This window comes from Psychrobacter sp. CoH-33_TS_01, from assembly GCF_058189395.1.
The window spans coordinates 37,527-53,080 of the sequence record NZ_JBVGQI010000003.1 but is presented as its reverse complement, the minus strand read 5'-3'; the positions used below and the strand labels follow the sequence as shown (position 1 = coordinate 53,080).

The 15,554-nt window shown below is 43.7% G+C and carries 11 protein-coding genes; 2 read left to right on the top strand and 9 right to left on the bottom strand.

Annotated elements, in window-relative coordinates; genetic code table 11:
• Nucleotides 1–157: 157 nt before the first annotated feature.
• From ACZ2XM_RS06080 to ACZ2XM_RS06055, 6 genes are all read right to left on the bottom strand, one after another.
• Nucleotides 158–1,399 carry a thiolase family protein gene (locus tag ACZ2XM_RS06080; RefSeq protein ID WP_490587509.1) on the bottom strand — a complete coding sequence of 414 codons (1,242 nt, stop codon included), beginning with the start codon at nucleotides 1,397–1,399 and terminating at the stop codon, nucleotides 158–160.
• 117 nt (nucleotides 1,400–1,516) lie between these two features.
• Nucleotides 1,517–3,079 carry a class I adenylate-forming enzyme family protein gene (locus tag ACZ2XM_RS06075; protein ID WP_490587508.1) on the bottom strand — a complete coding sequence of 521 codons (1,563 nt, stop codon included), beginning with the start codon at nucleotides 3,077–3,079 and terminating at the stop codon, nucleotides 1,517–1,519.
• An 87-nt stretch (nucleotides 3,080–3,166) separates the two neighbouring features.
• A complete protein-coding gene (locus ACZ2XM_RS06070; RefSeq protein WP_490587507.1) occupies nucleotides 3,167–4,171 on the bottom strand; it encodes an MBL fold metallo-hydrolase in 1,005 nt (334 codons plus the stop codon).
• 72 nt (nucleotides 4,172–4,243) lie between these two features.
• A complete protein-coding gene (locus ACZ2XM_RS06065; RefSeq protein WP_490587506.1) occupies nucleotides 4,244–5,020 on the bottom strand; it encodes an SDR family NAD(P)-dependent oxidoreductase in 777 nt (258 codons plus the stop codon).
• Nucleotides 5,021–5,118: 98 nt separating this feature from the next.
• Entirely contained in the window at nucleotides 5,119–5,931 is an 813-nt protein-coding gene (locus tag ACZ2XM_RS06060; protein WP_490587505.1) for an enoyl-CoA hydratase/isomerase family protein, read from the bottom strand.
• 92 nt (nucleotides 5,932–6,023) lie between these two features.
• On the bottom strand, nucleotides 6,024–7,169 hold the full coding sequence (locus tag ACZ2XM_RS06055) for an acyl-CoA dehydrogenase family protein (protein WP_490587504.1): 1,146 nt from the start codon (nucleotides 7,167–7,169) through the stop codon (nucleotides 6,024–6,026).
• Nucleotides 7,170–7,416: 247 nt separating this feature from the next.
• Here ACZ2XM_RS06055 and ACZ2XM_RS06050 point away from each other — a divergent pair, with 247 nt between their 5' ends.
• Complete coding sequence (locus ACZ2XM_RS06050) at nucleotides 7,417–8,058, top strand: TetR/AcrR family transcriptional regulator (protein ID WP_490587503.1); 642 nt, start codon at nucleotides 7,417–7,419, stop codon at nucleotides 8,056–8,058.
• Nucleotides 8,059–8,162: 104 nt separating this feature from the next.
• Entirely contained in the window at nucleotides 8,163–8,831 is a 669-nt protein-coding gene (locus ACZ2XM_RS06045) for a DsbA family oxidoreductase (RefSeq protein WP_490587502.1), read from the top strand.
• A 61-nt stretch (nucleotides 8,832–8,892) separates the two neighbouring features.
• Here ACZ2XM_RS06045 and ACZ2XM_RS06040 read toward each other — a convergent pair whose 3' ends face one another.
• The 3 genes from ACZ2XM_RS06040 to ACZ2XM_RS06030 all read right to left on the bottom strand — a co-directional run bounded on the left by ACZ2XM_RS06040 (nucleotide 8,893) and on the right by ACZ2XM_RS06030 (nucleotide 15,497).
• Complete coding sequence (locus ACZ2XM_RS06040) at nucleotides 8,893–9,765, bottom strand: HpcH/HpaI aldolase/citrate lyase family protein (protein WP_490587501.1); 873 nt, start codon at nucleotides 9,763–9,765, stop codon at nucleotides 8,893–8,895.
• 38 nt (nucleotides 9,766–9,803) lie between these two features.
• On the bottom strand, nucleotides 9,804–10,658 hold the full coding sequence (locus ACZ2XM_RS06035) for an enoyl-CoA hydratase (RefSeq protein WP_490587500.1): 855 nt from the start codon (nucleotides 10,656–10,658) through the stop codon (nucleotides 9,804–9,806).
• 180 nt (nucleotides 10,659–10,838) lie between these two features.
• Nucleotides 10,839–15,497: an AAA domain-containing protein gene (locus ACZ2XM_RS06030; protein ID WP_490587499.1), complete on the bottom strand. Its 4,659-nt coding sequence runs from the start codon at nucleotides 15,495–15,497 to the stop codon at nucleotides 10,839–10,841.
• Between the last annotated feature and the right edge of the window lie 57 nt (nucleotides 15,498–15,554).

The following is a 15,554-nucleotide window of genomic DNA, read 5'->3' as shown; positions in this document are numbered from 1 at the left end:
AACGCACAAATACCGACCAAGTTACTGAAAATTAATATTTTCAATAACTTAGCCGTAATTTATAAAAGTAGATGATAGGTTAGATACGCGTAGAATTACTTTTTTTAAGTTTAACTTTGCTGTTATTTAATAAATAAACTAGGGCTTAACCAATAACCTACTGTCTAGCCAAGATATTAATAACCGCAGTAGCCTCTTCCACCCCATAAATCCCGCCGCCATTTTCTTGAATAGCGATACGTGCTCCCTCTACTTGACGCTTGCCCGCCTCACCACGCAGTTGGGTCACGAGCTCATAGACCTGACCCAAACCTGTCGCGCCAATCGGATGGCCTTTAGATTCTAGACCTCCTGAAGGATTGACAGGGATGCGGCCACCAATCGTCAGCTCGCCAGCTTCAGCCGCTCTACCCGCCTCGCCATAAGCTGTCAGTTGGAGATTTTCCACTTGGATAATTTCGCCCATAGCCGTGGCATCATGCACTTCAGCTACGTCGATATCTTGAGGAGAAACGCCTGCCTTCTCATAAGCTTCAGTAGCGGCAAGCGCAGTAAGGTGGTTTTTATAATCCTCAAAACTACGGTCTGAGCTTGAGCGCACCACACTGCTTAATAGTTTAACAGCACGGCTGGCCTCACCTTTCAGGCGCTTTAAGCCTTCGGCATTACATAAGACGGTAGCCGATGCCCCATCAGAGATTGGCGCACACATCGGTAGGGTTAAGGGATAGGTAATCGGCGGCGCTGCCAACACTTCTTCTATCGTATAAGGGCGTTGATATTGTGCTAGCGGGTTGTGTACCGAATGGGTATGGTTCTTCGCACAGACCGCCGCGATTTGCCTTTGCGTGGTGCCAAAGGTAGTCATATGTTGGCGGCTAAAAGCAGCATAGACATCCATAAACATAGAGTATGGTTTAGGAGATTGCGAGCCTTCAGGGCATTCGAAACCTGCACCCATAGCCAATAAAGTATCGCGGTTATCCTCTACGGTACTGACATCCCAAGCCGAGTCAAAAGCGGCAAACATTTTCGCTTTATCCTCATTAATCATCTTCTCAGCGCCTACCGCGATGGCGATATCACACGAGCCACTTTTAATAGCCATCGCCGCCAGATGCAAGGCGGTGCTTGAAGACGCGCAAGCCCCTTCGATATTAAAGATAGGGATACTTTGAAAGCCCATCGAGCGTAACGCCACCTGACCAGGAATCATGTGTTGACCCTGCATAAAACCGATGACACAAGAGGCAAAGTAAGCTTGCTTGACTTGGTCTAATTCCGCACCGGCATCGGTCAACGCTTGCTCTACCGCTTCACGCGCCAAATCTTTATAACTGCGCTCTATATGACGGCCAAACTTGGTCATGCCGACGCCTGCGATATAAATGTCATTCATAAGTCATTCCTTAGACTAATTGTAGGGCGTAATGGTTTATTGATTACTATAGGGTTGTGAGTATTTTATTTTGAGTAGTAGGTTTTAACTACTACCACCTGCATAACAGCGCTGTCATTAAGCAATTTTACGGCTCGCATTCCAGTATTTTTCCCGCACTTTTCTACGTAGCACTTTGCCCACCACACTAGTAGGAATGTGCTCAACGATAAGAATAGTTTTGGGTGCCTTATACTTGCCAATCAGACTTTTCACATGAGTAATCAGCTCAAACTCTGTCAGGCTCACGCCCTCTCTAAGGATAACTTCAGCATGGACAGCCTCCCCCCATTCTTCATGAGGGATACCGACCACTGCAGCCAGTAACACATCGGCATGGCTATTGAGCGCAGACTCGACTTCATTGGCATAAATATTAAAGCCACCTGAGATAATCATGTCTTTTTTACGATCTACGAGGTAGATAAAACCCTTATTGTCCATATAACCCAAGTCGCCCGACTTCCAAAAACCATTGTGAAATTCTTCAGCCGTCAGCTCAGGCAAATTGAGATAGCCTTGGCAGACACTGCGCGAGCGTACCCACAGTTCGCCCGTCTCACCCTGCGGCAACTTATTGCCTTCGCTATCCACGATAATACACTCGACCCCTGGAGTGGGCTGACCGGCAGAGCCCAATCTTACTTCATCCGCTTCTGTTCTGATGATATGTTGCTCGGTACTCATATTAAAGGCAAAGCCAAAATGCTCGGTAGAGCCATAGCCTTGGATAAAGATATTACCCAACTTTGCCTGCAGCAATTTGAGCTTGCCAGGGCTCATAGGTGCAGCGCCATACAACACATATTTAAGTGTGCTGAGATCAGACTCAATCTCTAGCAGACGATATAGGATGGTCGGTACTAGGAAAGTTAGCGTGGCTTTTTCTTGGGCAATATTATCGCAGTAAGCATTTAAATCTGGGCTATTCTGCGTGATAGTACAGCCGCCCGAATATAAAGTCGGTAATACCAACATACCACTACCATGACTAATAGGGGCGACATGAATACACCTTGGAGAGTCGGCCCACATCGCCTTATCATCAAAAGCAAAAGCCGTATCACGGCAGCTAAACCAATTGTCCATACTATACATGGCTGGTTTACCCTTACCCGTCGTGCCGCCAGTAAAGCGAATCAACGCACAATGCTCACGATCGTCTAGTTCAATATCAGGATTATTATCAGAGGCTTGCGCTACCAATTCCCAAAAATAATGCACCCCGTCGAGCATCTCTTCTGGCTTGTCCATCACAACGATAGTGACGCCCTGCGCTCTTAGCATGTCATAGTGGGTGGTCAAGAGAGCCGTTTCTATAAAGGCAACTTTGGCATTAGCGGCGGCCACTTGCCAAGTGTGCTCTTCTAGCGAGTCTCTGAAGTTGGTAAAGGCACCCGTAGCGCCGCCCTTAAAAATAGTGGGGGCATGAATGAGAGATAGGTTGTCATTATCGAGAATATTGATAAAGCAATCGCCAACCCCTAGCCCCAAATTGACCATCATATTGACGATTTGGTTGGTTAATAGGTGAAATTCAGAGAAAGTATATCTGCGATTGCGCTCTATATTGACTATGGCCTCACGCTCGCCATAACGCTGTGCCAATGCGGCCATATGATTGCTGAAATTGATAATCATGGTTATCTTCCTTGATAAGTGCCTTGGGTCTACTATAAAAAACCCTGCTATAAAAAGCTCTTGCTATAAATCGTTCTGTCTTACTAATTAAGCCAATTGATAGTATAAAACCCCAGAGGGCTCGTCCGTCTTACAAATAACCTCTCCGGTATTCACTAAATAAGTAATGTGGGCAAAGGTCTCTTCCAGTGCCATACACCGGGCAAACCCTTGTTTTTTCGCCCACCCTAATACCGAAGCCAATTCATTGACCGTACGCCATTGCTCGAGACTGCCCCGTAATTTTTCTAACGAGGTTTGATGGTGTTGCAACACTTCACGAACGCGGTTTTCGCCGTGATAAAAAGGCTTATTATGCGCCGGTAAAATCTGGGCTTTAGGATTAATCCAGGCCAACATATCGGTAAGCCCTGCTAGCCACCCTGCTAATGGGTCTGCCTCTTGACTTAGATAATTGATACCGACATAGGGGGTGATATGCGCGATAATTTGATCCCCGGCAATTAAGACTTCTCCGGAAGCTTTTTGGAGACACAAGTGCTCAATAGAATGGCCTGAACTGGACCACAGCTGCCAGTCTTCACCACCGATTTCTAGCGTATCGCCAGACTGCACGATAGTGACGTCAGTAGGTAATGGACCAAACATCTTATCGACATACTCCCAGACGGACTCTAGACTTTGCATATCTTCTGCTGACGCTGCCAACTGGCTATAAAAGGCAGGCAAGCCACTGTAATTCTTGGCACTGCGATATTGATTTTCTAACTTTGCTTGCGCCATTTCTTGGGCAGAGATATATAGCGGCGCTTGACAGTAATCCTGCAACCACCCTGCCAGCCCAATATGATCTGGGTGAGAATGGGTGACTAAGATGCCGGTAATGGTAGAAGTTTCAGGTAGGTTTGCGAGCAAATTTCGCCACAGCTCACGATTTTCATCGGAGGCCGGTCCAGTATCAATGACAAACCAGCCGTCCACATCCCTAATGAGATAGATATTGATATGATCGAGCTTGCTAGGGATTTTAAAGCGAGTCCATAGCACCCCATCACTGACGGCCAACACCTCACCAAACCCTGGTGCTTTCATATAGCTTCCTTGCTGCTTGTTCATACGCTTACCTTGTATTGACTAACCTATTCCTTTTGCTTACAGCTTGACTTATCTAGCCTGCAAAATAGTTGCCGCATCCAGACGAATATAACGGCCATTCATATAGCTATTTTCGATAAGAAAAGCGCAAGTAGAGGCAAATTCTTCCATATTGCCCATACGCTTAGGTGCTTCACACATAGCAATCAAGGCTTCGCTAACTTTAGGATCGAGCGATTCAACCATAGGGGTGGCAAACATACCCGGAGCAATAGAGTTAACGCGAATCCCCAATTTGCCAAACTCACGCGCAGCAGGCATGTTAAGACCATTGACCCCAGATTTTGATGCGCCATAAGCGCTCTGCCCAATTTGCCCTTCCCAAGCCGCACCAGAAGAGACGTTGACGATGACGCCGCGCTCGCCTTTTTCATCCGGCTCATTCAATGCCATCTTTTCTGCACATTTTGACATGACGGTATAAAGACCAATCAAATTTACGTTAATCACGGCTTTAAAATTCGCTAACGCCGAAGCTTTGCCTTCTCTATCTAGAATCTTTGCCGGCGCAACAATACCTGCCGCATTAATATCCGCATGGATAGCCCCAAACTCGGCCATGATAGCCGCCATAGCGTTATCAACGTCTGCCTCTATAGTTACGTCTGTCCGGCAGAACATCGCCTTATCATCGCCCAACTCAGCAACAGCAGCGTCACCCGCTTCTTGATTCATATCTAATAGTGCGACTTTAGCGCCTTTAGTACGCACCATATATTTCGCAGTAGCTAAGCCCAATCCTGAGGCACCCCCACTGATAACGACGACTTTATTGGTTAAATCCATGATTCATTCCTTTGTATCTGTTTATCTGACTGTCTATGTTTATATATTTAGTAATTAATCATAAGACGGTTAAAAATTAATAACCGCGAAGCAATAGACTAATACCCACGAAACTCTGGTTTACGTTTTTCACTAAACGCTTTTAAACCTTCCTGCATATCGTATGAGCGCATATGTTGACGGAATAATACTTGCTCTTGTTGTAACGCATCATCTCGAGATTTATCCGCAGTGGCATTAGCGACCACTTTCATTCTTTGCAGTACTATCGGGCTTTTATCTGCGATTAATTCTGCCAACTTCTGCACCTCTTCCTGTAAGCTATCTGGACTGACGACTTTATTCACAAACCCATAGCCCATCATCTCTGTTGCAGATAGCGTCTCGCCAGTGAACAATAGATATTTAGCGACATTTAGTGGGATTAATCTCGGCAATACCGCCGCACCACCCGCCCCAGGATAGACGCCAAAATTCGCATGCGCATCGCCGATTCGCGCAGTATCCGCAGCTATCACGATATCAGCACACATAGCCGTCTCTAAGCCACCTGCCATAGTAATACCATTAATCGCAGCAATAACGGGCTTCGAAAAGTTGCGCAAGACATCGAGCACATTGACCGTTAAGCGATCAATAAAGTCTGCTTCACCGGCAGGCGTATTGTTTGAAGCTAAGATTTCTTTCAGGTCAGCCCCAGCACAAAAAGCTCTACCATTGCCAGTAATTACTAAAACTTTGACGCTGTCATCTGCAGCGATTTTTGGTAATAAGGCTTCATACTTATCCAACATCGCCAAGTTAATAGCATTCATAGCGGCTGGTCTATTAAGGGTTAGCCAAGCGACTGGCCCTACTTGTTTAAATTCTACCGTGTTGTTTTCCATGTCTTTTTCTATATTAGTGTCCATTGGGTATGCTCCTATTGACGGTATTTTTTAAGGTACTCTGCCCTTGAGTAAGCGTTAGCACCGTTATCTATTAATAATTTTATCGGACCCGCTTATCTAAAAGCTTGAATGCCTGTCAGCGAACGCGCTATCAATAATTTTTGGATTTCGGTAGTACCGTCTGGGATGGTGCCGATGATGGCCTCACGAGCTAAGCGCTCCACGATATACTCTTTGGTTACGCCATTACCGCCATGAATCTGCACGGCATCACGGCAAACTGTAACCGCCATTTCGGTGCTATACCATTTGGCCATGGCACACTCTTTATCACAGCGAATGCCCTGATCAATCATGGCAGCCGCTCTCAAGGTCAATAATCTGGCCGCATCTATTTTGGTGGCCATATCCGCAATTTTAACGGCTATCAATTGATGACCCGCGATCAGCTTACCGTGTTGAAAACGCTCTTGGCTGTACTTAATCGACTCTTCCATCGAGCGACGCGCAATAGAGTAGCCCCATGCCGCCATATGGCAGCGCGCCCGCTCAAAGGTTACTAGGGTATTTTTCAAGCCAGAGCCCAACTCGCCCATAGTGTTACTCACAGGGACCCGCACATCACCAAAGAATATTTGCGCCGTTGACTGACCGTTTAGCGCCATTTTTTTGATACCGCGCACCTCAATGCCTGGCGTGGTCATATCGACTAAAATATGGGTTAACTCCCCTTCTCCCGTCTTGCAAGTACAGATAAAAATATCCATATGCTCGCCGTTAGAGATCCAGGTTTTTTCGCCATTGATAATCCAATCGTCGCCATCACGTACTGCCCGGGTTTTCGCGCCAGCCACATCCGAGCCAGCATCGGGTTCAGACACGCCAATACCTATGAATAAATCTCCTGACAGCAAACCAGGCACATACTTCTCTTTGATATGCTCTGGCGCATTTCTAATTAACATATCGGCACCAGAGACATTAATTAGGATGGGCAAGGCCAAATCTATCGAGCTGACACCGACCTCTTCCCAAAGTAATAAATGCGTTACCCAGTCCAAGCCTAAGCCACCCCACTTCTCCGCAAAGGGCGCTCTAATTAAGCCGTAGTCTGTCAAAGTCTTGATAACTCCCTTTAACATCTCTTTAGGAATAAAGCCTTCCCCGTGAGCTCGCAGCTTTGGTTCAATCTCGTTGTCTAAAAATTTACGCAAGCCCTCAGTGGCCAGTTTCTGTTCTTCTGTCATTAATAAACTCATGGCGTCCTTTCCTAATTGCGTCTGCTCAGAAACCTTATTAATACAGGCTTCTATAGATATAAAGTTTTATTTATAAAATAAGGATAATTCAAATTATCCTATGCTATACTTCATAAAACCTTGCTTTAATAGTATCCCTGCGAATTATATTAGGCAGTTCTATTGGAAATAGCAATGGACAACCAATTAAAGATAATTATTATTATCCTTAAATACTATTAAGATAAACAACGACAAAGGGATGAAGATGACCATAGATAAAGAATTGCAGGAAAAAAAGGCAAAGCAAGCGTTAAAGCCCCTTTCGGCTATGCGACCTGCTACTTTAAATAAACTTGAGAAAGCCGTGTTGTTGTTATTCTCAAACCATGACCCCACTGAAGTCAGTATGATTCAAATAGCCACTACGGCGAATATGTCACTGAAAACACTATATAAATACTTCGGTGACAAACAGACCATTATCTATACGATTTTGAATCGAGTGTTGGGTCGCTTAGCGGTGCGGATGATTGATCATTTGCAGGGTATTGATAGCGTTCGCGACCGTTTGCGGAAAACGCTTTGGGTGTTCTTTGACTTCATTGATAAGAGTCCGGATGCCATGATGCTGTTATCGACGGCGGTTCCGGCCTCGCGCTATCGTGAGATTGATATTTATGATAATAAAGAATTGGTCGATGGTTTTATGCAGGTATTAGGAGACGGCCAACGCGAAGGCATTTTGAATAATACAGTGCCGTTGTACACGTTATTTGATGTGTATATAGGCTTTATCACCCGTATAGGTCTGATGCATATTATCCGCAGAAACCCCGATCCCTTAAATGACCGCTTTGATGAGCTATTCACTATTTTATGGGGCGCGATTAAACAGCCAGATGCTTAATAATTGCCACTACTAAGCTACTCTAGCCAGCGAGCAAACCACACTTTTACATTGAAAATTTTTGCCCCAAAACTTTCTATACCCAACAACAGGGAATCACCATTATGACCACCTCCCAACCCCCACTAAGAATAGACATCGTCTCAGATGTTATGTGCCCTTGGTGCATCATCGGTTATCGCCAGTTGGCTTTAGCTTTAAAGCAGACCAATACGCCGCATGAGATTCATTGGCACCCGTTTGAGCTCAACCCAAACATGCCTGCTGAAGGGCAAAACATGCGTGAGCACATTGTTGAAAAGTATGGCAGTAGCGTCCAAGAATCAGAAGCCAGTCGCGACAAGATGACGGCCATCGGTAAAGAGCTCGGTTTTGATTTCCGCTTTACGCCTGATATGCGCATGCACAATACCTTTAACTTGCATCAACTGCTGCATTGGGCAGAGCAACAAGGGCGTATGCATGATTTAAAAATGGCTTTATTTAGCGCGCACTTTACCGAGCAGCGTAATCTATCTGACAATGAAGTCTTAGCAGATATCGCAGCAGAGATAGGCTTAAATCGTGAGGAGGCATTGGCCGTATTAACCGAGCGACGCTTTGCTCAAGAGGTACGCGAAGAAGAACGACATTGGCAGCAGCAAGGTATTCAAAGTGTCCCTGCCGTTGTCTTTAATAACCGTCATTTGGTTAGCGGTGCGCAAGGGGTGGAAAACTTTACCCTTATCCTAAACCAGTTGGCGCAAATGGCTAATGATGAGGCTGACAAGTAAAGTCACAACTTACTTGCTGCTCATTTACTAGACTCAATAACAGTGTGGGCTTATGCGCTTGCTAGTCATTGATTTTACTAAGTAAGCGCTGACAACGCTCAATCACTGGCGCATCGACCATATTGCCGTCTATTTTAAACACGGCTTGCCCGGTGCGCTCATATTCTGCCACTACCCGCTTAGCAAAGTCGATTTCATTATCGGATGGGCGTAAGGCAGTTTGGACAGTAACGACTTGTTTGGGATGAATACATAGCATGCCGGACATACCCATCTGCGACCACAATTGTGCTCTTTGCGCTAGCCCTTCACTGTCACTAAAGTCAGGATAGACGCTATCGATAGGGGCTAGCAAGTTATGGACTTTGGAAGTGAGAATCATCTGATAGCGAATCTGATTAGCGATAATATCGGCTGCCGGCGTGCCTACTTGTACCTGCATATCGTTGCATATATCTAAAAAGCCATAGCTAAAGGCCACAATGCCTGCAGCTTTGGCCATAGCGTCAATATGATATAAGCCTATGACGCTTTCTATTTGCGCTATTACAGGCAGGCCAGTCGCCTGATAAATATGCTCAATATCCTCTGCGCGCTCAGCTTTGGCTAATAGAATCCCTGCTAGCTTAGGCAGCCGCTCACATAGCTTGATGTCCTCTGTGAACTCTGGACTGCTGGCTCTATTAATACGTACCCATACCGGTTGATAGTCACTACTATCATGATAGCTCTGTAAGTCGAGACGCGCTTGGGGCTTATCTGCGAGTGTCACTGTATCTTCTAAATCGACAATCACTGAGTCAGCGTCACGGTCAAAAGCTTTAGTTACCAACGGCATATTAGTGGCGGGGACAAATAACCACGTGGTCTTATAGGCTAAACTGGCAATGACCGCTTGCGGGACATTTCGGCTGGGACTAGCGGGTGTATTCATACTCTATATCCTTAACTATCAGGGGTAGACTTATGCTATTAACGCCCCGTCCAAACCGCAGGTCGCTTAGCAATAAAAGCATCAATACCCTCAGCCACATCGTCTGCCATCATATTCTCTACCATTACTTCTCTAGCGAAGTCATAAGCATCTGGCAGGCTCATATCTAATTGTTGATAGAACATCTGCTTGCCCGTGGTTACCGCTACAGGCGATTTCGAGACTATAGCATCGACTAAATTCTGTAGCGTAGCGTCCAACTGCTCAGCGGGGGCTACGCGATTGATTAGTCCCTGCTGCATAGCTTCTTGCGCATCGATGAACTCACCTGTGATGAGCATCTCAAAGGCTTTTTTGCGCGATAAATTGCGACTGACCGCGACGGCTGGCGTAGAGCAAAACAGCCCAACGTTAATACCAGAAGTGGCAAACTTAGCTGTATCGGCAGCTACTGCTAAATCACAAGCCGCGACCAACTGACAACCGGCAGCAGTGGCAATACCTTGCACTTTGGCTATGACCACTTGCGGCATGCGGTTAATGGTGAGCATCATTTGGCTGCATTGATTAAATAAGGCATCCTGAAAAGCTCGGTCGGGGGTCGCACGCATCTCTTTAAGATTATGCCCGGCACAAAAAGCTTTGCCATTGGCTTGAATCACGACCACTCGAATACCGCTATCAGCAGCGATAGTGTCGAGCTCAGTTTGCAAGGCGGCTAAGACCTCGACAGACAGCGCATTAAACTGTTTGGGTTGGTTTAACGTGAGGGTCACGACTTGGTAGTTATGCTCTCTGATGACCAAAGGTTGATCGGCATTATCAATTGATGTCGGTGTAGATACGGGCGTGGAATTTGTAGCAGCTGTGGTATTAGAGTTAGGCGTGGTCATTCGTCATCCTTAACGAGGGTTAGTGAAATCTGGGGTGTTTTTATAGTATAGCAGTTATATATTTTTGGGCTAGCGACAGCCTGAGAATGACGTTTCTTATTCAATAAAAAGGGCACCTAACCGTTTAAGTTAAATGCCCTATATTAAAAAATTATTATCAAATTAACAGTTACTATCCTATTAAAGCATTGGCATAACTTCATTCCCACTATCAGCTACCGAGTCTATTTCGTCTGCGATTGCTGTTACGGTGCGAGTCATAGTATATAAGTTGCTCACCGGTTGAGCTGAAGATATCGGATGAATATTAAGCTTAGTCAATTCACCTACTAACTCTTCTATGATGGCTTCTTTATGCATTACGAAAGTCGAGGCAAAGCAACGCCAAAATCTCCAACCAGCTCTCTCTAAAATCCGTTGCCTATTGATATCGCTTTCCCACTTATCAGGACCATGATAACGATCGCCATCACACTCGATAGCCAAACTATTATCATCTTCACCCTCAACCACCATATCAATGCGATACTGTCCAACCTCTACCTGAGGAATAACGCGATATCCATGCTCCGTCAATATATCAAAAACCTCTTCTTCAAAAGGGGACTCGCATTTACTACGCAGGCTCTCCACTTGCTCTTCATCGTGCAAATAGGGCTGCTGAAAATGTCTAATCAATTTAGCACGATACACATCTGCCGAACTTAACTCATCTAATTCGATACTACGCACCAAATACATTCTATCTCTTGCTCTCGAAGCGGCGACATTAATACGTTGAGCAAAGGACTCTTTCGTTTGTGCAAAGGCGTCACCTGGCGACACTATTAGCGACAGAAACATAATATCTCGCTCTTTACCTTGAAAGGTTCTAGCGTCTCCACAAGCTATATCAAATTCAGTAATTGTTTTTTCGCCCAACTCGCGACTTAACATTTCCATAATTTCACGAGCTTGTTCGTTGCCTAATAAAGAAACCACCCCGATAGTTCTTCCTTTATAAATAGGATCTTCTACTATAGTACGAATCTCATCAACGATAAATCGAGCTTCAGGTGGATTAATTTTCCTATTATTTCTATAGCCATCCGTCACATGCACATCAATCAAAGGCGGATCTAGTCTTTCTGAAACTTTAGGTTTGCGTAGTGGCTTGAGCTCATGGTCATAAAATTCACGTTTAGAGAATTCAATAATTGGCGGTGCACAGCGGAAATGCTCTTTAAGCATTACCGCACTTCCAGCAAAGACCACTTTAAATAAATCGTATATAGATCTCTCTGGGGTCATCTGCGAGCGATAAAGATCGACTTGATCTGTCAAAAATTGATTCATCAAATCTTGAATCTTTTCTTCCTTTAAACCTACAGCATCAGGAGAAACCTGTTTATCATCCCCTACTACTAATACCTTTTTCGCCCGCATAAGCGCTGGTAAAGCGGTTAAATCAGACTGTGAGGCCTCATCAATAATCACCAAATCAAAACTACCGAATTCAGCCGGTAAAGATTCACTAATACGATAATGGGGCATAATCCAACAAGGGATAGCGGCGCTTGCCCGCTCGGATGCTTCTTGCGCTTCTCTGCGATAACGTGGAGCGCGTTTACCCGTTCCTTTACCAATCCGGACGATAGCCGCACGATATTTTTCTAGAGCTGCTCTCACATCCGGAGTAGCATTCTCCGCCAAGTGCAACCAAGTTCTCTTAGTAATAACCTCTTGATAAAGTCGAGCTAACGTACTTTCCAGCTCTTTACGTTTACTAGCCAGCTCTACCAACTCATGGCGAGCATCAATATGATTAACAAAGCTAACTAAACGATTCAATCGCCATACTTGTCGCCAGTTATCAGGTAATAACTTGTCTTCAGTGGCTAAGACTGGCTCAGTACGAAGTTTATCCGCCCACTTTATCGCTCCTGAATTTTCAATGGCTTTGGTCACTTCGTTAATAACTTGGAAGTCATCGGCTAAATCATGAATATGTTGTAGCTCGCCTATTAAACCCAACCACTCCTTTTTAATACTTTCCTCTGACACCTTATCATTGCCAATTTCATAGTTAATAAAAGCGTCAAACTTACTAGTGATAGCGCCCGTTTTTCCTAGTAAAACGTTGCTTAGGTTTTCCTGCAATAACTGTATTTTCGATAAAGAGTGCTTGGTTAGGTGTTGTTGCAGCGTTTTTTCAATAGTAGCTATAGCCTGTAAAGAGTAATTATCCTCTTTGCTTAATGACCAGCTTGGCAAAATCGATTGTAGAACTGCTTGTATTTTCTGCTCCAACTGGTAACTTGAATAAAGTGTCTCGATGAGCTCAATTGACGACTTTAAGGATGACAAGCTTTCAGCTTTAGGGTCAAATACAGGTAGTGATATCTCATCAGTTAAGGCATTCCATCGAGTAATAAGTACTTTTGCTGCTAGCCTAAATTCAATAAAAGCGTAAACATGTTGCCAATCTTCAATAGTGACGGCTTTAGCACCTAGCACTTCAATTTTATCTAATAGCTGTTTTTCAGCTTTTTTACCAAACCAACCTGCTAAACCAAATGGCTTCTTATCCTCAGATAAATCTTTCACAGCTTGTACTAACTCAGCATTGTTATCAAAATCTTGAGGAAGGCTAACCGGCTTAGTAATAAAGCTTGTTCTTTTGGCTAATAATTCATCAATCTCTGCTTTTAAACCAAAGAAATACTGAATAACCTCTGTCTTATTTTTATCATAAAAACACTGTTTTAATGATTGTAACCAAGGTTGTTCGGCTGTATTGATTGCATTCAATAGAGATTCTATCTGATGAATATCAGGAAGCGTGTTTTCGATAGACTGAATAGTGGTTATATCATTGTTAGCTAATGGCGGTAGCACACCTTCACTCTCAGCCTGCTGTAAATCAGCAAGTTGCATCAGGTTAGCGTGCAGCTCCATAATTTGAGTTACAACTGGAAAGTCATCAAGATAAGGAATAGGTTGGTTTAAGTAGTTCAATTTATCTTTGATACTACCTCTAGCCTTCTGTAGGCTGACAATATCAGCATTTGCAAATTGTGGTTTGAACTTATCATCTATTCCTAAGCTATCAGGAAACCAACTGATATTCACCTGTTCAGAGACGACTTCTTTTGCGGCTTCAAGTGGGGTTAAATGCTCATTATCAATAATAACATCTTCAAGATTTAGCCTACCCCATTGCTTTATAGCTGTATCTGTAACCGCTAAATTTGCGTGAGTTTTATCAATCTCTTCTTCCACTTGATTAATGATGGTTTGGTATTTTTTACGATCTATACTAGAGACTTCGCTCGATATTTTTCTTATAGAGGATTCAAATTGCTTTATCGAATCAGTTTCACTACTCAGTAAACTAACTGCAAGAGGTTGTATTTTTTCAGGTAGCTTCTCTTGTAGTACTGATAATGCCGGGTCTTTCATAGAAGTTACTAGCACACGCTTACCAAGAGCTAGGTAGTGACAAATAACGTTAGCAATAGTATGGGTTTTGCCTGTACCTGGCGGTCCCTGAACGACTACGCCATCATAGGCTTGTAGCATCTGAATGATTCGAACCTGTTCATCATTATAAGTCTTAGGAAAATATAAATCATTCGTCCTACTATGGCTATTATCACTACCTGTTACTGCAGAAATACCACGATAAGCCGGTAACACTACCTCTCTATTGAAAGTATCGGGCTCAGTCAAAATAGCAGCTAATACCCCAGATATATTTTCAGAGGACATATCTTGTAATTTATCTATAAATTTTTCTAAATCCTGTAGTAAAAATCCATCACTTCTTGGACGTGCCATCAACACCCAAGTATCAGTAACGATTAGATTATCAGTAACCTTAGGTAGCTTTCTGTCTTCCGTAGTTTCATAGTCTGGTTGATTAGGCCAGTACATTCCTGAGGGGTCTATTAGTGAAGCAGCTGAATTTAGAATTGGCGCATAACTACTTACTTTAAAAGGACTAAAAGATGACTCTTCATTTTTAAAGAACAACTTGCTGGTCTCTACTACATCGACTAGATTTGGCAAGTCCATGTCAGAAAATGGTTCGGTTTCTAACTTTACTGGTGACAAGCTCGGTTTCACTGATAAAGCCATAGTGTCTTTGTCTAAGAATATCTCTACTGCTTGAGTGAGTAACGGATATTGAATGATGTCTGTCTCTGATTTCTTCCATAAGGACATCCCTACGCCCCATACTAGCTCTAGCTTTGCGTCGGCTAAATTTCCTTGCAACTCTTTAGAAAGCATAAATAAATCAGAATAAAGCTTAATAGTTTTTCGTCTTTGTTTCTCTTCTTCTAACCACGGTTGCCATTTAGTTTTAACATAGCTAGTCAGCGCTTCTTCAATAGACTTTTTATCAAAAAATTCTATTAATTCTACATATTCGAGCGCTTCTTCAGCCTCAAGCATCTCATCATTCTGGCTAGACGAGTCATCATTAGTTCTTATAGTTAATAAATTAGGATTTTCATGTGGGAATACTACCCCTAAATCTAATAGGCTAGACTTCAATACTCGCTCTTTAAGCGTAGGCGCCTGATTAAATTTATGACTAAAGGCTATCCATAGTTGTAAAACCTTATTTTCTGGCAGTGGCGCTGAGCGTTCATGTAAACGTTCGATATACAGCCAAGTTTCATCATCTGTGTCCACACCTTGGTTAAATCTCACCCCTGGTAGACCCTGCACTTGCTCCTCTAACTTCGTAAAATAAGTATGCTGAGAAATATTAGTAATTGGGTTTTTACCCATTATTAAGGTTTGTTGCGTAAATTTTATTAGTGCAGATAATCTGTCTTTTTGCATACTCATAATGAAGTTTTTCCGGCTTAACAAATAGGTAAATATGATCGTTTTAATAGTCAGTAA

Excerpts from the sequence above, each read along its gene's own strand:
- ACZ2XM_RS06080 (WP_490587509.1), bottom strand. The coding sequence starts at position 1,399 with ATGAATGACATTTATATCGCAGGCGTCGGCATGACCAAGTTTGGCCGT.
- ACZ2XM_RS06075 (WP_490587508.1), bottom strand. The coding sequence starts at position 3,079 with ATGATTATCAATTTCAGCAATCATATGGCCGCATTGGCACAGCGTTAT.
- ACZ2XM_RS06070 (WP_490587507.1), bottom strand. The coding sequence starts at position 4,171 with ATGAAAGCACCAGGGTTTGGTGAGGTGTTGGCCGTCAGTGATGGGGTG.
- ACZ2XM_RS06065 (WP_490587506.1), bottom strand. The coding sequence starts at position 5,020 with ATGGATTTAACCAATAAAGTCGTCGTTATCAGTGGGGGTGCCTCAGGA.
- ACZ2XM_RS06060 (WP_490587505.1), bottom strand. The coding sequence starts at position 5,931 with ATGGACACTAATATAGAAAAAGACATGGAAAACAACACGGTAGAATTT.
- ACZ2XM_RS06055 (WP_490587504.1), bottom strand. The coding sequence starts at position 7,169 with ATGAGTTTATTAATGACAGAAGAACAGAAACTGGCCACTGAGGGCTTG.
- ACZ2XM_RS06050 (WP_490587503.1), top strand. The coding sequence starts at position 7,417 with ATGACCATAGATAAAGAATTGCAGGAAAAAAAGGCAAAGCAAGCGTTA.
- ACZ2XM_RS06045 (WP_490587502.1), top strand. The coding sequence starts at position 8,163 with ATGACCACCTCCCAACCCCCACTAAGAATAGACATCGTCTCAGATGTT.
- ACZ2XM_RS06040 (WP_490587501.1), bottom strand. The coding sequence starts at position 9,765 with ATGAATACACCCGCTAGTCCCAGCCGAAATGTCCCGCAAGCGGTCATT.
- ACZ2XM_RS06035 (WP_490587500.1), bottom strand. The coding sequence starts at position 10,658 with ATGACCACGCCTAACTCTAATACCACAGCTGCTACAAATTCCACGCCC.
- ACZ2XM_RS06030 (WP_490587499.1), bottom strand. The coding sequence starts at position 15,497 with ATGAGTATGCAAAAAGACAGATTATCTGCACTAATAAAATTTACGCAA.